Source organism: Marinobacter sp. V032, from assembly GCF_052645435.1.
The window spans coordinates 85,033-107,949 of sequence record NZ_JBQXYE010000006.1; the positions used below are offsets into that span (position 1 = coordinate 85,033).

General features: G+C 52.8%; 19 protein-coding genes and 5 tRNA genes. All 24 read right to left on the bottom strand.

Annotated elements, in window-relative coordinates:
• Positions 1-17: 17 nt before the first annotated feature.
• A complete protein-coding gene (rpsG, locus tag ACUN9X_RS18125) occupies positions 18-488 on the bottom strand; it encodes a 30S ribosomal protein S7 (RefSeq protein ID WP_260038217.1) in 471 nt (156 codons plus the stop codon).
• Between the two features lie 105 nt (positions 489-593).
• Positions 594-968 (bottom strand): 30S ribosomal protein S12, encoded by a 375-nt coding sequence (gene rpsL / locus ACUN9X_RS18130; RefSeq protein WP_260038218.1) that lies wholly within the window; start codon positions 966-968, stop codon positions 594-596.
• A gap of 142 nt (positions 969-1,110) precedes the next feature.
• Positions 1,111-5,322: a DNA-directed RNA polymerase subunit beta' gene (gene rpoC, locus ACUN9X_RS18135; protein ID WP_445473940.1), complete on the bottom strand. Its 4,212-nt coding sequence runs from the start codon at positions 5,320-5,322 to the stop codon at positions 1,111-1,113.
• A gap of 78 nt (positions 5,323-5,400) precedes the next feature.
• A complete protein-coding gene (gene rpoB / locus ACUN9X_RS18140) occupies positions 5,401-9,477 on the bottom strand; it encodes a DNA-directed RNA polymerase subunit beta (protein ID WP_445473941.1) in 4,077 nt (1,358 codons plus the stop codon).
• 208 nt (positions 9,478-9,685) lie between these two features.
• Positions 9,686-10,063, bottom strand: coding sequence for a 50S ribosomal protein L7/L12 (gene rplL, locus ACUN9X_RS18145; RefSeq protein ID WP_260038221.1), 378 nt, complete (start codon positions 10,061-10,063; stop codon positions 9,686-9,688).
• 39 nt (positions 10,064-10,102) lie between these two features.
• Positions 10,103-10,633, bottom strand: a complete 531-nt coding sequence (rplJ, locus tag ACUN9X_RS18150) for a 50S ribosomal protein L10 (protein ID WP_260038222.1) — start codon at positions 10,631-10,633, stop codon at positions 10,103-10,105.
• Positions 10,634-10,884: 251 nt separating this feature from the next.
• Positions 10,885-11,583: a 50S ribosomal protein L1 gene (rplA, locus tag ACUN9X_RS18155; RefSeq protein ID WP_260038223.1), complete on the bottom strand. Its 699-nt coding sequence runs from the start codon at positions 11,581-11,583 to the stop codon at positions 10,885-10,887.
• Position 11,584: 1 nt separating this feature from the next.
• On the bottom strand, positions 11,585-12,016 hold the full coding sequence (gene rplK, locus ACUN9X_RS18160; RefSeq protein WP_260038224.1) for a 50S ribosomal protein L11: 432 nt from the start codon (positions 12,014-12,016) through the stop codon (positions 11,585-11,587).
• Positions 12,017-12,119: 103 nt separating this feature from the next.
• Positions 12,120-12,653, bottom strand: coding sequence for a transcription termination/antitermination protein NusG (gene nusG / locus ACUN9X_RS18165; protein ID WP_260038226.1), 534 nt, complete (start codon positions 12,651-12,653; stop codon positions 12,120-12,122).
• A gap of 13 nt (positions 12,654-12,666) precedes the next feature.
• Positions 12,667-13,035 (bottom strand): preprotein translocase subunit SecE, encoded by a 369-nt coding sequence (gene secE / locus ACUN9X_RS18170; RefSeq protein WP_445473942.1) that lies wholly within the window; start codon positions 13,033-13,035, stop codon positions 12,667-12,669.
• A gap of 34 nt (positions 13,036-13,069) precedes the next feature.
• A tRNA-Trp gene (locus ACUN9X_RS18175) sits at positions 13,070-13,145 on the bottom strand.
• 20 nt (positions 13,146-13,165) lie between these two features.
• Positions 13,166-14,362: an elongation factor Tu gene (tuf, locus tag ACUN9X_RS18180; RefSeq protein ID WP_260038228.1), complete on the bottom strand. Its 1,197-nt coding sequence runs from the start codon at positions 14,360-14,362 to the stop codon at positions 13,166-13,168.
• 52 nt (positions 14,363-14,414) lie between these two features.
• Positions 14,415-14,490, bottom strand: a tRNA-Thr gene (locus ACUN9X_RS18185).
• A gap of 22 nt (positions 14,491-14,512) precedes the next feature.
• Positions 14,513-14,587: transfer RNA gene (locus tag ACUN9X_RS18190), tRNA-Gly, on the bottom strand.
• Positions 14,588-14,599: 12 nt separating this feature from the next.
• Positions 14,600-14,683, bottom strand: a tRNA-Tyr gene (locus ACUN9X_RS18195).
• A 41-nt stretch (positions 14,684-14,724) separates the two neighbouring features.
• Positions 14,725-14,800, bottom strand: a tRNA-Thr gene (locus tag ACUN9X_RS18200).
• Positions 14,801-14,831: 31 nt separating this feature from the next.
• A complete protein-coding gene (locus ACUN9X_RS18205) occupies positions 14,832-15,542 on the bottom strand; it encodes an SPOR domain-containing protein (protein ID WP_445473943.1) in 711 nt (236 codons plus the stop codon).
• Entirely contained in the window at positions 15,542-16,267 is a 726-nt protein-coding gene (locus tag ACUN9X_RS18210) for a type III pantothenate kinase (RefSeq protein ID WP_445473944.1), read from the bottom strand. Before ACUN9X_RS18210 ends, ACUN9X_RS18205 begins: the two co-directional genes overlap by 1 nt.
• On the bottom strand, positions 16,264-17,232 hold the full coding sequence (locus ACUN9X_RS18215; RefSeq protein WP_445473945.1) for a biotin--[acetyl-CoA-carboxylase] ligase: 969 nt from the start codon (positions 17,230-17,232) through the stop codon (positions 16,264-16,266). The genes ACUN9X_RS18210 and ACUN9X_RS18215 overlap by 4 nt, the downstream gene beginning before the upstream one ends.
• A gap of 114 nt (positions 17,233-17,346) precedes the next feature.
• The gene (locus ACUN9X_RS18220; RefSeq protein WP_445473946.1) at positions 17,347-19,734 is read right to left on the bottom strand and encodes a DUF6160 family protein; all 2,388 of its coding nucleotides are present in this window, start codon (positions 19,732-19,734) and stop codon (positions 17,347-17,349) included.
• Between the two features lie 11 nt (positions 19,735-19,745).
• Positions 19,746-20,306 (bottom strand): DUF6160 family protein, encoded by a 561-nt coding sequence (locus tag ACUN9X_RS18225; protein WP_260038231.1) that lies wholly within the window; start codon positions 20,304-20,306, stop codon positions 19,746-19,748.
• A complete protein-coding gene (locus ACUN9X_RS18230; protein ID WP_445473949.1) occupies positions 20,303-21,241 on the bottom strand; it encodes a hypothetical protein in 939 nt (312 codons plus the stop codon). Before ACUN9X_RS18230 ends, ACUN9X_RS18225 begins: the two co-directional genes overlap by 4 nt.
• 134 nt (positions 21,242-21,375) lie before the next feature.
• Positions 21,376-22,566 (bottom strand): DUF6160 family protein, encoded by a 1,191-nt coding sequence (locus ACUN9X_RS18235; RefSeq protein WP_445473947.1) that lies wholly within the window; start codon positions 22,564-22,566, stop codon positions 21,376-21,378.
• A gap of 158 nt (positions 22,567-22,724) precedes the next feature.
• The coding region (locus tag ACUN9X_RS18240) for a hypothetical protein (protein WP_445473948.1) at positions 22,725-22,917 on the bottom strand (193 nt) is incomplete at its 5' end.

Genomic DNA, 22,917 nt, shown 5'->3' on the forward strand with positions numbered 1-22,917 from the left:
GTAAAAACCTCGACTTATTAGAAACGGAAGTGAGAGAACGCCTTGTTGGCTTCTGCCATGCGGTGTACGTCTTCGCGCTTCTTAACTGCCGAACCTTTGCTGTCGGCAGCATCAAGGATTTCACCAGCCAGACGTTGCGCCATGGACTTTTCGCCACGCTTGCGCGAGAACTCTACAAGCCAGCGCATCGCCAGTGCATTCTGACGGGAGGCGCGGACTTCTACCGGAACCTGGTAGGTTGCGCCGCCAACACGGCGAGATTTGACCTCGACCATTGGCTGGATATTCTCGAGCGCCTTTTCAAACAACTCGATAGGCTCTTCCTTAGACTTTTCAGCCACGATATCAAGCGCACCATAAACTATGCGCTCGGCCACGGCCTTTTTGCCGCTTTCCATAACGTGGTTGATAAACTTAGCCAGACGCTGGCTACCAAACTTCGGATCGGGAATAATTTCCCGTTTTGCTGCAACTCTTCTTCTAGGCATCGATAAGCCCTCAAATAAAAGGTCTTCAGGAACCCCTGAGATAGCTCACGGCTACTCAGCCTTACTCTTATCGTCAGACAACGATAAAAGACCCGGTTAGGGAGATCAGGACTTGGGTCGTTTAGTACCGTACTTAGAACGGCCCTGCCTACGGTTTTGAACACCCTGGGTATCCAATGTGCCGCGAACTGTGTGGTAACGAACACCCGGCAAGTCTTTTACTCGACCGCCGCGGATCAGAACAACACTGTGCTCTTGCAGGTTGTGGCCTTCACCACCAATGTAGGAAGACACCTCGTAACCGTTAGTCAGACGAACACGGCAAACCTTACGGAGTGCTGAGTTCGGCTTCTTTGGCGTAGTGGTATACACACGAGTACACACACCACGACGCTGCGGGCAGCTTTGCAGTGCTGGCACGTCGCTTTTCGCCACTTTGCGTTTACGAGGCTTACGTACCAACTGGTTAATCGTTGCCATGTAAGCAAACTCCAAAATAATACTGGATCATTGAAATCGCCCCGAGGGGCAAAATTAAGGGACGCAAGTTTAAGCTTGCGCCCCTCGTCAGTCAAGAAGACTGCTTCCTTTTTAACCAACACCCAATCAGTAATAACCGGGGTTAGCGATTCAGCTCCGCACTCAGCGCTTCTACTACATCTTCGGCCGTTACACCCTGGCCTTCCGACATTTCACGCTTTCGGCGACGCTCGCTGTGATAAGCCAAACCGGTACCCGCAGGTATCAGACGACCGACCACAACGTTTTCCTTCAGACCGCGCAGGTAATCCCGCTTCCCGGTAACAGCACCTTCGGTAAGAACGCGCGTTGTTTCCTGGAACGAAGCTGCCGAAATAAACGAGTCAGTTGCAAGCGAGGCTTTGGTGATGCCCAGCAGCAGACGCTCGAATTTAGCCGGCTGCTTGTCAGCCGCTTCGGTCTTCGCGTTTTCGGCGATAACCTGATGGTATTCAACACTGTCACCGGCGATGAAGATCGACTCGCCAGCATCAGTAATTTCAACCTTGCGAAGCATTTGACGGCAGATAACTTCGATATGCTTGTCGTTAATTACAACACCCTGGAGACGGTAAACGTCCTGAATTTCGTTGGTGATGTATTTCGCAAGTTCTACCACGCCCAGCAGTCGGAGAATGTCGTGCGGGTTGGAAGGACCATCAGCGATCACCTCACCCCGTTCAACATTTTCACCTTCGAACACGTTCAATTGACGATACTTGGGTATCAGCACTTCATAGGCATCACCGTCTTTCGGTGTGATAACCAGGCGCTTCTTACCTTTCGTTTCCTTACCGAACGACACCATGCCTGTGATTTCAGCCAGGATTGAAGGCTCTTTCGGGCGACGCGCCTCGAACAGATCCGCAACCCGTGGCAGACCACCTGTGATATCCCGCGTTTTCGAACTTTCCTGCGGAATACGGGCAACGATATCACCAATCTCGACCTTGCCGCCGTTGCTCAGCGTGACCAACGCGTTGGCAGGCAGGAAGTACTGCGCAGGACTACCACCTGGCAGCTCAATTTCCTCGCCTTTTGCATCAACGACCTGGACCATCGGGCGAATATCCTTACCCGCAGCCGGACGCTCTTTCGGATCGATAACCTGGACGGTAGACAAACCGGTCATTTCATCGGTCTGGGTCCGGACAGTGATGCCCTGGTCCATACCGACAAATACCGCCGTACCGTTACCTTCAGCAATAATCGGGTGAGTGTGCGGATCCCACTTGGCCACAACTGCACCGGCGTCAACAGCATCACCTTGCTTGACTGAAAGCATTGCACCATAAGGCAATTTGTACCACTCGCGCTCACGCCCCTGCTCATCAGCAACAGCCAGAGCAGACGAACGGGAAACCACAACCAGCGTGCCATCGGCTTTCTCAATCGACTTCATGTTGTGCAGGCGAACCGTACCGCCGTGCTTAACCTGAATATTGTCGACCGCCGAAGCCCGACTCGCAGCGCCACCAATGTGGAAGGTCCGCATCGTCAACTGCGTGCCTGGCTCGCCGATAGACTGTGCAGCGATAACACCCACAGCCTCGCCAACGTTAACCAGATGACCACGCGCCAGATCACGACCGTAGCAGTTCGAGCAAACGCCATGGTTAGTGTCACAAGTGATCGCTGAGCGAACCCAGATCTCGTCCACACCAGCACGCTCGACCATTTCAATGGTCTTTTCGTCCAGCAGGGTGCCCGCAGCAACAACAGCATTGTCCTTATCCGTTGGCGTGAACACATCCCGCGCAGTAACACGACCAAGAACACGATCACCCAGCGGCACAACAACGTCGCCACCTTCGATGTGCGGCGTCATCAACAAGCCTTCTGACGTGCCGCAGTCCACACTGGTCACGACCAGATCCTGAGACACATCCACCAGACGACGGGTCAAGTAACCGGAGTTCGCTGTCTTCAATGCGGTATCAGCAAGACCCTTACGAGCACCGTGTGTTGAGATGAAGTACTGGAGTACGTTCAAGCCCTCACGGAAGTTCGCGGTAATTGGTGTCTCGATGATGGAGCCATCCGGCTTCGCCATCAGACCACGCATACCGGCCAGCTGACGAATCTGGGCCGCAGAACCCCGCGCGCCCGAGTCTGCCATCATATAAACCGAGTTAAACGACTCCTGATAGAGCGGTTCGCCGTCTTCGCCTTTGACAACAACACCGTTCTTGTCGACAACTTCTTCCTGGGACAAGCGCTCCATCATGGCCTTGGACACTTTGTCGTTCGCCCGTGACCAGATGTCGATAACCTTGTTGTATTTCTCACCCTGCGTCAGAAGACCGGAACCGTACTGGCTTTCAATTTCCAGAACCTCGTCTTCTGCCGCCTTTATCATTTCGTACTTCTCTGGCGGGATTTCGAAATCGTTCACGCCAATAGACGTACCGGATACCGTTGCATAATGGAAACCGGTATACATCAGCTGATCAGCAAAGATTACGCTCTCTTTGAGACCCACTGTGCGGTAGCACACGTTGATCAGATTAGAGATCGCCTTCTTGACCATCGGTTTGTTGACGATTTCGAACGGCATGCCATCAGGAACAATATCGAACAGCAGCGCGCGACCAACCGTAGTGTCGACGATGTTAAAGGTTTCGGTAACCTCACCGTCTTCACTGCGCAGCACTTCCTTGACCCGAACCTTGATGCTCGCCTGCAAATCCACCTTATGCGCACCGTATGCACGATGAACCTCTTTGGTGTCAGCGAATACACGACCTTCGCCGAGCGCTGTTTTACGCTCACGAGTCATGTAATACAGACCAAGAACAACGTCCTGAGAAGGCACGATGATCGGCTCGCCGTTTGCCGGCGACAATACGTTGTTGGTCGACATCATCAACGCACGCGCTTCGAGCTGGGCTTCCAGTGTCAACGGTACGTGTACCGCCATCTGGTCACCATCGAAGTCGGCGTTATAGGCCGCACAAACCAGCGGGTGCAGCTGAATAGCCTTACCTTCAATCAGTACCGGTTCAAACGCCTGAATACCCAAACGGTGAAGCGTCGGTGCCCGGTTCAGCAGAATCGGGTGCTCGCGAATAACTTCGTCCAGAATATCCCAGACAACCGCTTCTTCACGCTCAACCATCTTCTTGGCGGCTTTGATCGTAGTCGCGAGACCGCGATGCTCAAGCTTGGCGAAGATAAACGGCTTGAAGAGTTCCAGACCCATCTTTTTCGGCAGGCCACACTGATGCAGGCGCAGGTACGGCCCTACAACGATAACCGAACGACCAGAGTAGTCGACACGCTTACCCAGCAGGTTCTGACGGAAACGACCTTGCTTACCCTTGATCATATCTGCCAGCGACTTCAGCGGACGCTTGTTGGTACCGGTAATCGCGCGACCACGACGACCGTTGTCCAGCAGGGCATCAACCGCTTCCTGTAGCATCCGCTTCTCGTTCCGCACGATAATGTCAGGTGCGTTCAGCTCCAGCAGGCGCTTCAGACGGTTGTTCCGGTTGATCACGCGGCGGTACAGATCGTTGAGGTCAGACGTCGCAAAACGACCACCATCCAGCGGCACCAGAGGACGCAGATCTGGCGGCAGAACCGGCAGCACGGTCATGATCATGTCGCCCGGACGATTGCCGGAGAACAGGAAAGCCTCTAGCAGCTTGAGCCGCTTGCTCAGCTTCTTGATCTTGGTCTCGGAGTTGGTCTGCGGAATTTCTTCACGCAAACGATCAACTTCTGACTGGAGATCGATATCTTCCAGCAGAGCCTTAACGGCTTCTGCACCCATACGGGCATCAAACTCGTCGCCGAACTCCTCGAGCGCTTCATAGTACTGCTCATCATTCAGCAGTTGACCGCGCTCAAGCGTGGTCATCCCAGGCTCGATAACAATAAACGATTCGAAATAGAGAACGCGTTCGATATCCCGAAGGGTCATATCCATCATCAAACCGATACGCGAAGGCAGCGACTTGAGGAACCAGATATGCGCAACAGGACTTGCCAGTTCAATGTGACCCATGCGCTCACGACGCACATTGGCCAACGCAACTTCAACACCGCACTTCTCGCAGATAACACCGCGGTGCTTGAGGCGCTTGTACTTGCCGCACAGGCATTCGTAGTCTTTGATCGGGCCAAAAATTTTGGCACAGAACAGGCCGTCACGCTCTGGCTTGAACGTGCGGTAGTTGATCGTTTCGGGCTTTTTAACTTCGCCGAACGACCATGAGCGAATCATGTCAGGTGAAGCCAAACCAATACGGATGGCATCAAATTCCTGCTTCTGGTTCTGGCTCTTGAGAAGATTCAGTAAATCTTTCATCAGTAACAGCTCCGGATGGCGTTAATCTCGGGCGGGCACTTTAACGTGCCCGCTCACGCTGCCAAAAAACAAATCGGCTCAGTCGGATTCCAGCTCGATATCGATACCCAGCGAGCGGATTTCCTTGACAAGAACGTTGAAGGACTCAGGCATGCCTGGTTCCATGCGATGATCGCCATCGACAATGTTCTTGTACATCTTGGTCCGACCATTCACGTCGTCAGACTTAACGGTGAGCATTTCCTGCAACGTATACGCCGCACCATAGGCCTCGAGCGCCCATACTTCCATCTCACCGAAACGCTGACCACCGAACTGCGCCTTACCACCCAGCGGCTGCTGCGTAACAAGACTGTACGAACCGGTAGAGCGGGCGTGCATTTTGTCGTCGATCAGGTGGTTCAGCTTCAACATATACATGTAGCCAACCGTAACCGGACGATCAAACTGATTACCCGTGCGTCCATCAAACAACGTTGTCTGGCCGCTGGTATTCATGTCAGCCAGCTCGAGCATCCGCTTGACTTCGGATTCCTTGGCGCCATCGAATACCGCTGTCGCCATTGGAACGCCGCCGCACAGATTCCGCGAGAGCTCGAGAATTTCATCGTCACTCAACGAGTCCAACGGTACCGGCGTGGTTTCATCGCTATGGTTGTAGATCTGGTCCAGCAACTCACGCAAGTCAGCCACTTTACGCTGTTCGTCGAGCATCGCATTAATCTTGCGACCGAGGCCTTTGGCTGCGGCACCAAGATGCGTCTCAAGAACCTGACCAACGTTCATCCGCGATGGAACACCCAACGGGTTCAGAACGACATCAACCGGATTACCCTGCTCGTCATAAGGCATATCTTCGATCGGCATAACCGCCGAGATAACACCTTTGTTACCGTGACGACCGGCCATCTTATCACCCGGCTGAATGCGGCGTTTGATCGCAAGGTAAACCTTGACGATTTTCAGTACGCCCGGCGCAAGATCATCGCCTTGCTGAAGCTTGCGCTTCTTGTCGTCAAAACGCTCTTCATGCACCTTGCGGCGATCTTCGAGGCCCTGCTCAGATTTCTCGAGCAGCTCGTTCAGCGACTCGTCTTTCATGCGCAGCTTGAACCAGTCTTCCCGTGGCAGCTCGCCGAGGAAGGCTTCGTCAAGTTTGGCACCCTTCTTCAGACCCGGGCCACTGATCACTTCCTGCCCGTTGAGCGCATTAGTCAAACGCTCATAAGTCGCACCTTCAACGATGCGGTACTCGTCTTTGAGATCTTTCCGGTACTTGTCCAGCTGCTGCTTTTCAATGACCTGGGCACGCTGATCTTTCTCGATACCGTCTCGGGTGAAGACCTGGACGTCGATGACAGTACCGCGGGTACCTGTAGGTACGCGCGATGAGGTGTCCTTAACATCGGAAGCCTTCTCGCCAAAGATGGCACGCAGAAGTTTTTCCTCCGGCGTAAGCTGGGTCTCACCTTTTGGTGTCACCTTGCCTACCAGGATATCGCCGGCACCAACTTCAGCACCGATATAAACAATACCCGACTCATCCAATTTGGACAGAGCACTTTCACCAACGTTCGGAATATCGGCGGTAATCTCTTCACTGCCCAGCTTGGTGTCACGCGCAACGCAGGTCAGTTCCTGGATGTGAATCGTCGTGAAACGGTCTTCCTGAACGACTTTTTCGGATACCAGAATGGAATCCTCAAAGTTGTAGCCGTTCCAGGGCATGAATGCGATGCGCATGTTCTGCCCAAGGGCCAGCTCGCCCAAATCAACAGAGGGACCATCGGCCAACACATCACCACGGGCAACAACATCGCCCTGCCTGACGATTGAGCGCTGGTTGATACAGGTGTTCTGGTTAGAACGGGTGTACTTGGTCAGGTTGTAGATATCCACACCTGCATCACCCGCTTCCGTTTCACCATCGTCAACGCGGATAACAATACGCGCTGCATCAACACTCTCAATCACACCACCACGACGTGCGGTCACGCAGACACCGGAATCCTGAGCCACAATTCGCTCAATACCGGTTCCGACCAGCGGCTTGTCAGCGCGCAATGTCGGCACGGCCTGACGTTGCATGTTCGAGCCCATCAGAGCCCGGTTCGCGTCATCGTGCTCGAGGAACGGGATCAGGGAAGCGGCAACAGACACAACCTGGCGCGGAGAAACGTCTTTGAAATTAACGTTTTCCGGCGGCGTGACTGTAAATTCGTTCTGATGCCGAACCGTAACCAGCTCGTCAACCAGGCGATTTTTTGCGTCAGTCGCCGCACTTGCCTGTGCGATCACGTAATTGCTTTCTTCAATCGCCGAAAGATACTGAATGTCGTCAGTTACGACGCCATCAACAACTTTACGGTACGGACTCTCAAGGAAACCATAGGAGTTCGTACGGGCATAAGTCGCCAGCGAGTTGATCAGACCAATGTTCGGACCTTCAGGGGTCTCGATCGGACATACACGACCATAGTGAGTCGGATGAACGTCACGAACCTCAAAGCCTGCTCGCTCACGGGTCAGGCCACCGGGGCCGAGAGCCGAAACGCGACGCTTGTGCGTCACTTCAGACAGCGGGTTGTTCTGGTCCATAAACTGGGACAGCTGGCTTGAGCCAAAGAATTCCTTGACTGCCGCAGCGACCGGCTTGGCGTTGATCAGATCCTGAGGCATCAGGCCTTCACTTTCTGCCAGGCTCAGACGTTCCCGAACGGCGCGCTCTACACGCACAAGACCGACACGGAACTGGTTCTCTGCCATCTCACCGACAGAACGGATACGACGGTTACCCAGATTGTCAATGTCGTCGACATTGCCCTGACCGTTACGAATCGCAATCAGCGTTTTCAGAACATCAATAATGTCGTCGTTAGTCAGAATGCCCTTACCGGTCGACTCTTCACGACCCAAGCGGCGATTCAGCTTCATACGACCAACAGCAGACAAGTCATAACGCTCTTCGGAGAAGAAGAGGTTATTGAACAGATTTTCTGCAGATTCTTTCGTTGGCGGCTCGCCAGGACGCATCATGCGATAAATCTCAACCAGCGCTTCCAGCGGAGTACGGGTTGGATCATTGCGCAACGTATCCGACATAAACGGACCGCAATCGAGATCGTTGGTATAGAGTGTTTCCAGCTCTTTGATGCCAGCTTTCAACAGTGTCTCAACAGACTCGTCGGTCAATTCGGTATTGCACTCAAGAATCAGCTCACCGGTCGACTCATCAACGATATCACGAGCCGTCACACGGCCATTCAGGTACGCCGTTGGCACTTCCAGTTCGCTGATGCCGGATTTCTCCAGCTGCCGGATATGCTTGGCCGTAACACGACGTCCCTCTTCGACAATGACGCTGCCGTCTTTGTCTTTGATATCAAAGGTCGCGATGTCGCCACGCAAACGGCTTGGGACCAACTCGAGCATGCAGGTTTCTTCGCCCAGACGGAACTTACTGGTATCAAAGAACATCTCGAGCATTTGCTCAGAGGTAAAATTCAATGCTCGCAGCAGGATAGACGCAGGCAATTTCCGCCGGCGGTCAATCCGCACGAAAACGCTGTCTTTCGGATCAAACTCGAAATCCAGCCATGAGCCACGGTAAGGAATCACTCGGGCAGAATAAAGCAGCTTGCCGGAGGAGTGTGTCTTACCCTTATCGTGGTCAAAGAATACGCCAGGGGAACGGTGAAGCTGAGACACGATAACGCGCTCAGTACCGTTAACGACAAACGTGCCGTTCTCAGTCATCAAGGGCATTTCGCCCATGTAGACTTCCTGTTCTTTTATGTCCTTGATCGCTTTATTCGAAGATTCTTTATCGTAGATAATCAAGCGAACTTTTACCCGCAACGGAGCAGCGTATGTCACGCCCCGTAGCTGACATTCCTTGACATCAAATACCGGCTCGCCAATACGGTAGCTCACATATTCGAGCGCCGCGTTGCCAGAGTAACTGGCAATCGGGAATACGGATTTAAAGGCCGCGTGCAAACCAGTTTCCTGGCGCGTATCCGCAGCAGCTTCCATTTGGAGGAAGTCCCGATATGAATCCAGCTGAATAGACAGCAAATAGGGGACATCCATCACGGAAGGCAATTTACTAAAGTCTTTGCGAATCCGCTTTTTTTCAGTGTAGGAGTAAGTCATCTGCATTCCCCAGCTTTAGACCTGATACTTGGTATCAAGAAGCAACCATTTACCTGCTTCGGGGCCGAATTGCTCGGCTAACTGCGCCGTCTCGAACAAGACTCGGGCTGTAGGTTATAGCATATACAACAGAAAAAGGCCGGTGGCACATAGAGCCACCAGCCAATTCCATGCCTAAGGCACGTATGCGGTCAACAACAGCCAGCCCTTACTTGAGCTCAACTGAAGCGCCTGCTTCCTCAAGCTTCTTCTTCGCTTCTTCAGCGTCAGCCTTGCTAGCGCCTTCCTTGATGGTAGAAGGAGCGCTATCGACCATTTCCTTCGCTTCTTTCAGGCCAAGACCTGTCAGTTCACGAACGGCTTTGATGGCGTTAACTTTCTTTTCGCCAGCACCGGTCAGGATTACGTCAAATTCGGTCTGCTCTTCAGCAGCAGCACCAGCGTCACCGCCAGCAGCAGGCGCAGCAGCAACAGCTGCAGCAGCAGATACACCGAACTTCTCTTCCATTGCTTCAACCAGCGCAACTACATCCATTACGCTCATTTCAGCGATTGCATTCAAAATATCGTCGTTAGACAAAGCCATGACTTTCTCCCAATGTAAAAAATAACGTTATCAACAGAATCAAGCAGCGTCTTGCTTCTGGTCTCGAACTGCCGCAACTGCGCGAGTAATCTTCGAAGGAACTTCGTTGAGAGTACGCGCAAGCTTGGTAATCGGTGCCTGTGTCACAATGGCCAGCATCGTCAACGCTTCGTGGCGTGTCGGAAGCTTGGCGAGGCGATCAATCTGGTCCGCACCCATCAGCTCACCGCCGACAGCCAGACCCTTGATTTCGAATACCTCTTTCTCTTTGGCAAAATCCTTCAGCAGGCGCGCAGCGGCACCTGGATCTTCCATTGAGAAGGCCAAAATTGTAGGACCAACCAGTGCGTCTTTGATGCACTCAAACTCGGTACCGACGATTGCAAGTTTCGCCAGGTTGTTACGCACAACCTTCAGACGCACTTGCTCGGCACGAGCTTTGGCACGCAACGCCGTCATATCACCAGAGGTGATACCACGGTAGTCAGCCAATACAACAGACAGAGCACCACCGGCAGTCTCGTTGACTTCAGCGACGATCGCCTTCTTGTCTTCGAGTCGAATTGCCACTGGATTTCTCCTTGATTTCGCCGGCTTTCGCCAGCAAACCCATCTCTACTCTTCGAACCCACCGGACTCTGCCTATAGACAGGACAACCCCGGCGGACCTCAGAGCGCTATACGGTGTTTGGGTTCAGAGAACGTCATCACACCGTCTGCGCAGGCGTTGCTTTAACCCTTTTTGCTCAACAACTCAGCAAGCGGGGGCCTGCGGTCTTTGACAGCCTCGGCTTCCGCCTAGACTACAAAGTGTCTACTGATCAGATATCAAGACCACTCTGATCAATAGTCAGACCAGGCCCCATGGTCGAAGACAGCGTTACCTTCTTGAGGTAAACGCCCTTCGCCGATGAAGGCTTGGCCTTTTTAAGATCTGCGATCAATGATTCAAGGTTTTCCTTGATGGCATTGGCCGCGAATTCCACGTTACCCATGGGCGCGTGAATAATACCGTTCTTGTCAGTACGGTACCGAACCTGACCCGCTTTGGCGTTTTTAACAGCCGTTTCAACGTCAGGGGTTACAGTACCAACTTTCGGGTTAGGCATCAGACCACGAGGACCCAGAATCTGGCCCAACTGACCTACAACGCGCATTGCGTCCGGAGTCGCGATAACAACATCAAAATCCATGTTGCCTTTCTTAACTTCTTCCGCCAGATCATCCATACCGACGATATCAGCACCGGCCGCAGTTGCCTTTTCAGCATTTGCACCCTGAGTAAACACCGCCACACGTACGGTTTTACCAGTACCATGGGGAAGCACAGTAGAGCTACGAACCACCTGGTCCGATTTACGCGCATCAACGCCCAGGTTGACCGCAACATCGACAGACTCTTTAAATTTGACCGACTGACCCAGCTCAACCAGCAGGTTAACCGCCTCATCTACAGAGTACGCACGAGTAGAGTCTACTTTTTCACGAATAAGCTTTTGACGCTTGCTCAGCTTAGCCATCTTACAGACCCTCCACGTTCAGACCCATGCTACGCGCAGTGCCCGCAATCGTGCGAACTGCAGCGTCCATGTCAGCAGCCGTCAAATCAGGCTCCTTGGTCGTGGCAATTTCTTCGAGCTGTGCGCGTGTAACAGTACCAACCTTGTCGGTATTTGGACGCGCAGAACCGCTTTTCAGACCCGCAGCTTTTTTCAGCAAAACAGCTGCTGGCGGGGTCTTAGTAATAAAGGTGAAGCTACGATCACTGTATACAGTGATGACAACCGGAATCGGCAGCCCCTGCTCCATCTCTTGAGTCTTCGCGTTAAACGCCTTACAAAACTCCATAATGTTGACACCGTGCTGACCCAGAGCCGGACCTACCGGTGGACTAGGATTCGCTTTACCGGCCGCAACCTGAAGCTTGATATACGCTTCGATCTTCTTTGCCATGATTAAACTCCTATGGGTTCAAGCGCCTTAACGGCTCCCCTGCTTCAGACACAAAAAGCCCGCGTCACCAATGAGTGCGCGAGCTTCCCGCTTAATTCCAGGATCAGTCTTTTTCGACCTGACCAAATTCCAGCTCAACAGGCGTTGAGCGACCAAAAATAAGGACGGCGACTTTAACACGACTCTTGTCGTAGTCAACCTCTTCCACGACACCATTGAAATCTGCAAACGGACCTTCGACAACGCGAACGATCTCGCCTGGCTCAAACAGCGTCTTCGGCTTGGGCTTGTCCACGCCGCTTTCAACGCGACGCAAGATGGCATCGGCCTCTTTTTCGGTAATCGGAGCGGGCTTATCCTTTGTACCACCAATAAAGCCCAGTACACGCGGCGTGTTTTTCACCAGATGCCAGGACTCATCATCCATTTCCATCTGAACAAGCACATACCCCGGATAAAACTTACGCTCACTCTTGCGCTTTTTGCCATCACGCATCTCGACGACTTCTTCAGTCGGAACGAGAATTTCACCAAACTTATCTTCAAGTTCGTTGAGAGCAACGCGCTCCAGAAGAGTGCGCATAACGTGCTTTTCATAGCCAGAATACGCATGAACAACGTACCAGCGCTTAGCCATTTGCTCTCTCCTGTTAACCAATCACTCCGGAGACCAGCCAACTGATCAACGAATCCATACCCCACAGCAAGAGCGCCACCACCAGCACAAACGCAACCACTATCACGGTCGTCTGAACAAGCTCGGGACGCGTCGGCCACACTACCTTCCGGATCTCGACACGGGCTTCTTTGAGAAGCAACGCAAAACGACGACCACGCGAGGTCTGCAAGGCAACAAATGCCGCAACCAACGCGAGCGCCACAAGACCAAGTGCTCGATAGAGTATCGACTCGGCACCAAAATAAAGGTTACCGACAACACCTGCGGCAATTAAAACAAAAACAACCAGCCACTTGACTACATCAAAACGACCGGGTGCCTGCGCTATTTTAGACTCCATAGGAATCAGCTTCTGGTATTCCAAGGATTAAAAATGGCAGGCCAGGAGGGAATCGAACCCCCAACCTGCGGTTTTGGAGACCGCTGCTCTGCCAATTGAGCTACTGGCCTGCACCGAAACTACTCAGTGCTTACTCCAGGATCTTGGCAACGACACCAGCACCAACGGTACGACCACCTTCGCGAATCGCAAAGCGCAGACCGTCTTCCATGGCGATCGGTGCGATCAGAGTCACTTCCAGCTTGACATTGTCGCCAGGCATGACCATCTCTACACCTTCCGGCAGTTCACAAGAACCCGTTACGTCTGTTGTCCGGAAGTAAAACTGCGGACGGTAGCCTTTGAAGAACGGTGTATGACGACCACCTTCTTCTTTGCTCAGCACGTATACTTCTGACTCGAACTTGGTGTGCGGCTTGATTGAACCCGGTACGCACAGAACCTGACCACGCTCAACGTCGTCACGCTTGGTACCACGCAGCAGTACACCAACGTTCTCACCTGCACGACCTTCGTCGAGCAGCTTGCGGAACATCTCTACGCCTGTGCAGATGGTCTTGGTGGTGTCGCGGATACCCACGATTTCCACTTCGTCACCTACCTTCACGATGCCACGCTCAACACGACCGGTCACAACCGTACCGCGACCAGAGATTGAGAACACGTCCTCGATTGGCATCAGGAACGGCTGATCGATAGCACGCTCCGGCTCAGGAATGTACGCATCCAGCGCTTCAACCAGCTTCTTGACTGCGGTTGTACCCATTTCGTTGTCATCTTTACCTTCCAGCGCCATCAGCGCTGAACCGGTGATGATCGGAGTATCGTCACCCGGGAAGTCATACGCAGCCAGCAGGTCACGCACTTCCATTTCAACCAGCTCAAGCAGCTCTTCATCGTCTACCATGTCCGCTTTGTTCAGGAACACAACGATGAAAGGTACGCCAACCTGGCGAGACAGCAGGATGTGCTCACGCGTCTGCGGCATTGGGCCGTCAGCTGCGGAACAAACCAGGATTGCGCCGTCCATCTGAGCTGCGCCAGTGATCATGTTCTTGACGTAGTCAGCGTGACCCGGGCAGTCAACGTGTGCGTAGTGACGCGTTGGCGAATCGTACTCAACGTGAGAGGTTGCGATGGTGATACCACGCGCTTTCTCTTCCGGTGCGTTATCGATCTGATCGAATGCGCGCAGCTCGCCCTGACCCCAGACTTCGTGACATACACGGGTCAGTGCCGCTGTCAGCGTGGTCTTGCCATGGTCAACGTGGCCAATCGTGCCCACGTTCAAGTGTGGTTTATTACGTTCAAACTTAGCCTTGGACATTCGACCTATCCCCCTATCAACTATTGATAAGTAACGTTGACCGGACAAATAATGGAGCTCATGACCGGAATTGAACCGGTGACCTCATCCTTACCAAGGATGTGCTCTACCGACTGAGCTACATGAGCGCACTACTTCACTTGCCAAATCTGGAGCGGGCAGCGGGAATCGAACCCGCGTCATCAGCTTGGAAGGCTGAGGTAATAGCCACTATACGATGCCCGCATTCAAAATTAGTGGTGGAGGGGGCAGGATTCGAACCTGCGAAGCTTTCGCGTCAGATTTACAGTCTGATCCCTTTGGCCACTCGGGAACCCCTCCAATCCGGATGAAACCAAACACCCGAACAAAACCGAAAAGAGTGGAGCTGGCGGACGGAATCGAACCCCCGACCTGCTGATTACAAGTCAGCTGCTCTACCAACTGAGCTACGCCAGCCCACATTCGCCTCTTCAGCGAGGGCGGTATACTACGGATTTTTAGAGGTCGTTGCAACACCCTCGCAGGCTGCAAACTGCACCAATTTCAAATCTTTTGAATACCGGCTCAACCATTGCTCAATTTCCCGAGCATCAAGCTGAGGCCCTGCCTCAAAAACGAGGGCGTAGCTTAGCTGATTCTTATCCATATTGACCAGTACAGTTTCGATATTTTTCGATTGAAAACGAGCATTTAGACTTTGAGCGAGTCGTTCTGACTCAAAAAGGCCCAGAGAAATCCCGTTTTTGTACTCTCCCTCCGTGACCAGATAACTGTCGACGCCCGCACGCTGAAGCCGCTCCAGACTCCCCAGTGCCGCCTCTCTTGTTTTGTAAGGCGGTATCAACACCCAATGATAGGAATCGCGACGAGTGACCACGTCGTCAACATGCACATTGAATAACTTCAGCTCCTCACTGGCGGCAAAATGCTCTGCAGCGGCTTTGGTACCGAATCCCTCAACCCGGCCACAGTGCTCTCCCACCGCCCTGGCACCATCAATTACACCATCATCAACAACAGGACGAGGAATCGACGGGGCCTGACTCCCGGCACCCGCCAACGGCAATTTGAGCCCCGATACCCTGGGAACACTCCCTCGCCCCTCCTCAACATCCACCCTTGCGGGTCCCGCGAAGTAATCAACTCCCCAGAGCATTACGAGATTCAACAGCAAAACAACCACGACAATACGCTTCATCAGGAGGCACGCTCGAGATCAACCGCGACCAGGCCGCTCAAAACCAGCTCAGGGACAACTTCACCAGGCATGCCAGCGGCGCTCAGCAGGTGCGCATCACCACCCGTCAGATAAACGGTGTCGATACCTCGCATCTGACAATCCGCCTCAAGCTTTGCACCGAGCCCTCCAAACAGCCAGTTCAAACCGTGCTTCACACAGGATGCTGTCGAGCGACCCGGTTCGCTACGCAAATCGTCAGACTGCCCAAAATTCACTCTGGCCGTATTGGTTTTCAGAGAATCTTCCATCAATCGCTTACCCGGAAGAATATATCCACCGAGATGCACGCCTTCAGAATCGAGAAAATCAACGGTTATTGCGCTTCCGGCATCGACGACGACGAGCGCACTGGACGTAATAGCTCGAGCTCCAATTAATGCGTGCCATCGATCCGCACCAAGCAATTCAGGCTGCGCATAGGCGCATTGCACGCCACACTGGAGAGGTTCCGGCCAATGGAAGACAGGCACCACACCGAATCGGGACTGAAGAATCAGTGCCAGATTCTTCCGGGCCTCGTCCGAAATGACTGTCGACACCGCAATGTGATCTACATCCTCGGCCGAGACTTCAGCAAAGACCTTTGCGTCGCCGTTGTCACAGGCACCGGACTGAACCACACCGCGCCCATCTAAAAGACACCACTTGATGCGCGTATTACCCGCATCAATATATAACCTCATTGACTCCGCCTTAGACTGAGTTCGCCAGCCCGTATGATGACCTGACCATCCGCTGTATCAAGCAAATAGGCTCCGGCAGAATCCACACCAGCCCCGACACCTTGCAGATTCTCGGGCTCTGTATGCAAGGACGCGCCCAGCAAACCGTCCCGTGCCCGCCATTCATCCTGAAATGCCGTAAAACCCGCTCGCTCAAAATGAGCTAACGCCTCGAGTGTCTGATTCACAACTTCAGCAATGATTTCGTTTCGCCGCCATGTCACTGAGGGCGCGGCCCTATCAAGACTGACCCATGGCTGATCCACCGCAGCATCAACACGATCCATATGAACATTGATCCCTACACCCACAATGACCCGGACCGCACCCTCAAGCTCTCCCTGCAACTCAATCAAGATACCGGCCAACTTACACCCATTAAACAGCACATCATTGGGCCATTTGAGCGCCGCCCCCTTCAAACCGAGAGATTCCAGCGCGCGACACACCGCAATACCAACGACAAGACTGAGCCCTTCCAGCGCAGAAAAACCACCCTGCAATCGCACCCCCATACTCAAATAGATATTTTCGCCCGCAGGGCTTGACCAGACACGCCCCCTGCGACCACGCCCCTGGGTTTGACGATCAGCCACACAGATAAAAACGTCATCACCCCCGCGCCGCTCGAACTGCATAACCCGGGAATTAGTGGAATCAACTTTATCAAGAACCTCTAAAGAAGCACGGCGTCGGGCCGAATCAGCAAGCAGCGATATGATGGCGTCATGGTCAAGCAAATCCAGATGCCCCTGCAAACGGTAACCCTTACCCCGAACCCGCTCTATTGCCAGACCTGGCTCAATCAACCGGTTCAGCTGCTTCCACACCGCAGTGCGGCTCACTCCTAGCGACTGGGCCAAGGCCTCACCGGAATGCCATTCGCCATCGGAGAGAATGGAAAGCAGTGTCTGATTTTTTCTCATGACGTCAACTCGGTGGCCGGGAAGGAAAACAATGGCCGGATTAAACAACAGGTGAGCCCAAAAGACAAAATGATCGCGGCAGAGCATGCTGCCGGGATCATTTTCGAGCAAGGTTTACTGGATGGGAGTGGCCGTCAAATTGGCTTCAATATCGAAATTCTGCATTTTGACGCCGTATACTGCAGTTGCTGCGCCGCCAGTCGGATGAACCAGGTCAACATTGTTAACCGATAGCTCCTTGAAGCGCACATTGGCCTGTACTGCAAGACCCAGAGGGCGGTCAGCCTGATCCTGAGAAGACGGCGATGCCTCGTATCGATAGCCGGCGGCGGTTGATGAGTCCATTACTTTCTCGTCACCACGACTCCCCACAACACCATTCGCGTCGGCACCGTCGCTCTTTTTCACAACCTTCGTTTGATACACGTCAATTGCAAGATCTGTCTGCAAACCGTAAGTGTTGTCCTCTTCGCCATCACCATCAAGATCGACGCCATCACTGGTGTATATATCATTGAGCACCAACTGCGTACCGGTTCCATTAACACCATCCGTCCGATTCGTTTCCCACAAAAAAGAATTGCGCCGGGTATCGCTGATAGCTCGAGCGAAGATTTGCTTCATTTTGATGGTAACGCCTTCTTCTCCGCGCGCCTGCCACATTCCGCCGGACGCCGAACAGCTCGCTGCATCACCGCCGGAACCCCCTGCGCAAACATCGCCCGCGCCGCCAGGAGAAACCGTCATACTGCTTCCCTTTTCGTAATTCTGGATCACGAAACGCCCAAAGCTCCCACCGGTCTCCTTGTCGCCCACACGAAGATTACCAATATCCATCGTACCCCACGCTTCACCTTTGATTATCGCAAGACCATCATCAGTGACATCGACCGTCATATTACGCACATGGGCGTCATAATTAAGATCGGTCGCCCACAACCCTTTTTGCGCGACAGGGCCCTGCCCCTCATCATATGCGGAGGCAATCAGGGCAGCTTTACCGTTGGTGATTTGAATATCGGAATTAATCGTCAAACCTTCACCGGAAGCCCCACCGGCACCAAGGGTTATCTGCCCATCAATCTCAAAGTCATAGGCGGGATAGAAGCCCAGAGCCAACAACAACTCGGAGCCGCCCTGAAGCGGCGCATCATCGTCGCCAACCCGGAGGCCATTAAGGCGGTAGCCGCCTTTCACCCCTTCAAACCCCAGGCGTAAGCCGTCGTAAAACTCCGTCCCACCCAGCGTTTCATTCCGAGTCACGTTGACGGTTACATCACCCCGTCCCCAAGACTGTAAACCACTTAACACTATACGGTTGCCATCGTCGGTATACCCTATATTGGCGTTAACCAAACTCCACTCAGCCGCCAAACGCAAACCCTGAGCTCCGGCATCTTCATGACCTCCAGCCATAAGGTAAACCGCATTTGTATACTGCTGACCCGCTATAGTCTGATCAGCAAAGAGATAATCAAGGTCAACCTCGCCGATGCTCTTTCCATTGCCGCCCAGTTCAATTCGGTCAATACCAAGAGAACCGCTTATAGAATCTGCTGTCAGCGCAAGCCCTTGCCGCCCTTGCCAGTCCGGCGCTACATCAATGCGCAGCGTATTGACTGAAGTCTGCCCCGCAATACCACGCAACGCGATCGCGTTGCCGTCATCACGGTAGATGAAATTTGCGCTGTTAATCGTCGTTTCGCTGTCGATCCGCAACCCTTCGGTTCCAAATCGCCCTCCGGCGGCAATCGTGGTTGCAGTGGAAAGATCGAAATCTCCGCTGAGACTGCCGTAGCTCGCCAAAGCTGATCCTGATGACGCATCAACGCTAACCCCGTGATTGAGAGGATTACTACTGTAACGAATCGCATCGATTGAGAAGTTCCCGGTCACAGATGGCGCGACAAACTCAAGAGTTGACCCCACGGCATCAAGCGTCATTCCCGGAGCACTGACGACCATATCAATACCGTCGAAAAATACTTCATTGCCGTTAGTCCGGTAACCCAGCCGGCCGTCGGTCATGGTGTAGGCAAGATCGAAAGTATAACCATCGACGCCGAGAGCGCCGCCGGGCGACATGCGCAAGTTGCCCTGCAGAGTCTGATCCAGGAAGACCCCTCCCATACTTGCGCCTGCACTATCAGAAAGACGGACATCGCTGAACTCTATACGGCGATCTTCAACAAGGAAATCGAGGTTAAGGCTGGCATCGTTATAGATATCAACTTTGATAATATGGTGCGCCGCACCATCAGGATCGGTCGCCGACCCAACACGAAAGCCCTCCAGGTGGATACCGTTGCCATCATCAAAATAAGATATACGATCAGCTGTCATCTTCAGGTCGAGATCCATAGTGATCCCGCTCTGACCACTAATACCCGCCAAGTCTGTGTCTTCGAGGCTGGTCATATCCGCCGCAACCAATGGCGAAGCGATCGAAATGACCACGGCGAGGGACGTCACTAACGACTTTTTATTATTCAATGTCATCATATTACGCCCCTTCAGGGATTCCCGGTGGGAAAGACCAGCAAGTTGCCCTCCAGGACAACATCACCCTGCATTTCTACCGAGAAAATATCCGTTTGCTGGAACCCCGGATCAGTTGGGCGTGCGGTGCTGCTTGTTGCCAGCTTGAACTGTACCGAGTCGTATCGGACGACATTGGGCAAACCGATTTCCAGGACGTCCTGATTAAACAAGGCGCCGTCTCCGCCGAACCCGGAATCAATTGTACGCACCCGAAGCGTAAGCCCCTCAAAAGCGAACTTGCCTCTTATATCATCGAGCACCATCCAGCCGCCGTCCTGCTTCAGGCGATAGGCAATGCGGGCTCCGCATCGCTTGTCAGCATCGGAACAACTGCCAAAATAGGTGTTCTGGATAGGCCCACCATCAGCATTGATGCTGATATCACCAGACAGATAGATACCGCCTTGCCCCGATATATCAGAAAGATCACCATCATCCAGACGGTTCATCTCAGCCGCCGCAGGCAGAGAGGACAGCGCTCCGCCAAACAGAACGGCGACAGACAGCGCGACCCCGGGAATAAAATGCCTCATTGCGCCAAATCCTTGGTCTGAATTTTCAGATGCTGAATAAGCATCCCCTGGATACGGGAAGACCCGAAATCCCGGTCTCCTACGCTCAGATTACCCACTGTGATATTGCTGCGATATTCGGGATTCGTATAGTAATCCTCGTAGTAATCCCAGGTTCCGGCATCACTGCTGGCGCGGAGTCCGTCGGCGCCGACCGAGCCCGCTTGCGGCTTCGGAATTGCTGCGACTTCAACCAGAAAGTTACCACTACCATTCACATCGAAATACATCGACTGAAGCGCATTTCCCAGAGCCAATTCCAGCGCAAAATCCTTCATTGAAATACGGGAGCCGCACACTGCGGTGTCTTTATCGCAGGCGTTAATTGATAACTCGGGGGTATAGAAGTTCAACTTAAACTGGCCGACCATCTGATGCCGGTCGTTATCACCCCACAACCTCAGATAGCTACCATCAATGACAGCACTTTGAGCATGAATGTTGATGTTGGCGGATTCCTGACTACCCACTTTGAGATTGAGCTGCAACCCGATATCCGGTCGCTCACCCTGAGGCAACTCAGCACTCGCCGGTCGGCTTGAGCAGGTTCCTGATCCTGCTGATGCAGAACTGCTCATGCAATCATAGCCCACCGAGGCATCGACCATTTTCGGTGCCGCAAACTCCATCACCGCCGTCTCCGGGACCCCAATGTCATTGCCGTCGATCACATCAATACTATAGGGATTAACCAAACGACCGAGATTGACTGGAGAAAGATCCTGGCCGTAATTGCTTCCCGCTCCCGAGATATAAAGCTTGTTTACGACTATTTCGACGTCTTCGCCCTGAGAGTTTTTGATACCACCTATTTTAAAAACCTGGCCGTTTTCGACATCGGTGCCGTGTGCAAATTTGAAATCCTCAAGCACGAGACCGATTCCGGCGCCATCCACTTCCGACAACTCCGTCTCCGAAAGACTTTTCATTTCCGCAGGCGCCATCGCAGGCAGCAACATAAGCCCTGTCATGGCAACTTTTTTGATCCAGTCTATTCGGTTCAAACTGCCACTCTCCCTGAGTTCACGCATCAGAACATGCCGATACCGCGATCTATATATTCCCGGCGCTGTCCTTCAATTCCGGACAAAGCCTCGTTCAAATTGACCTCAACAGCGCCGTTCGGAATATTGAAAAATGCACCTGCCGTGGCCTTGATAAAGTCTTCCCTGGAGGGATTTGTTTTGGCCAGATCCGCCAAATACTCCACATCCTTCGTCTGGAAAGAGATAAATGCGCCATCTGAAGGGCCGGTAATAACACGCTGACCGCCGACATCTTCGATTTGACCGATGGGCATACTGTTATAGATTCCCAGATCAAAGCACGCTTGAATACCGAGCACTTCACACTGCTGAGCAACAACCACAACATCGCAGCCGCCAATCAGGGAGCAGTTCTCAGTGTAGAGCTCAGACGTCAGTGTTGGAGATATCAGATTGATCACGCCGGCCACCAGGAAATTTACATCTTCAAGTATGAAACTTTCGCCGTTGGGAACGCCTATGTATTCAGAGCGAACCGGATCAAGGTCTCCATAATTTTCGCGATCAGGGTTACCTTGAACCAGCCGCGCTTTTGTTTTCAACGGACTCCCGCCGGCAAGCACCGGTGTCAGGAACCCCACCATCTGGTCGAAAAAATTACCGTTGGATTCCGCATTAGCAAGGCCCTGACCCCGATCGAGAATGTCGATATTGATATTCCCTGTCAGCTGCTGAATGGCTCCGGACAGCACCCCTTGCGCCTCACCGAAACCAAAGCGAAAACCTATAATTTCTTCACTGCCTTCGTCATAGGCAAATTCAAGATAAGGATTGGAGATTTGAAATGGCACGATATCGCCATCCTGATAAGCACTGCCATCTGGCTTCAGTTGCCGCGCGGCGTTCGGATTACGCTCGTAATAGGAAGAATCGTAAATATATCCGAGGGAAAAATTATTGATAAGTACATCTGAAGAGCCTGAAATTTCACCTTCACGCTCATAGCGGCCCAACTCAAAGACATCAACGTTGGTCTGCAGCTCTATATCCATACCCAGATTTATCCGGGTGTAGGCAGTATTGTTGTCAGCATCAGGATGATGCTGACGATCGACTGAAACAAACGCCTGCCCGGTAACCTCAGATAGCGCAGCGTCCGTTATAGGCTGAAGCTCTGCATTCACGGCAGTCCCAACACTCAGCAGCATCGGGAGTAATAGATACTTTTTAATCATGATGACATCTCACCGGCAGCAGTTTGTTGTTCTGTAATGCTGCACATCAGGTTTAAATCATGAGCGTCTCTGAACGTTATTGTTTTGTTCACTTCTTGAGCAGATGTTAGTCCTGATGAGCGAGTTGGTGTGTGCGCAGCGTCATAGAATCGACGAAATTAAAGGGAACCGCTTCGTTTTGGCACAATATGCCATGTTGATGGCGCAAAAGTAGGCTGCGGCAGTTTATTCCGCCCAATAAAAAACCCCAGACACATCGCTGTGCTGGGGTTTTCAGAATTAGGAGCCTGACGATGACCTACTCTCGCATGAGCAAAAGCCACACTACCATCGGCGCTGATTCGTTTCACT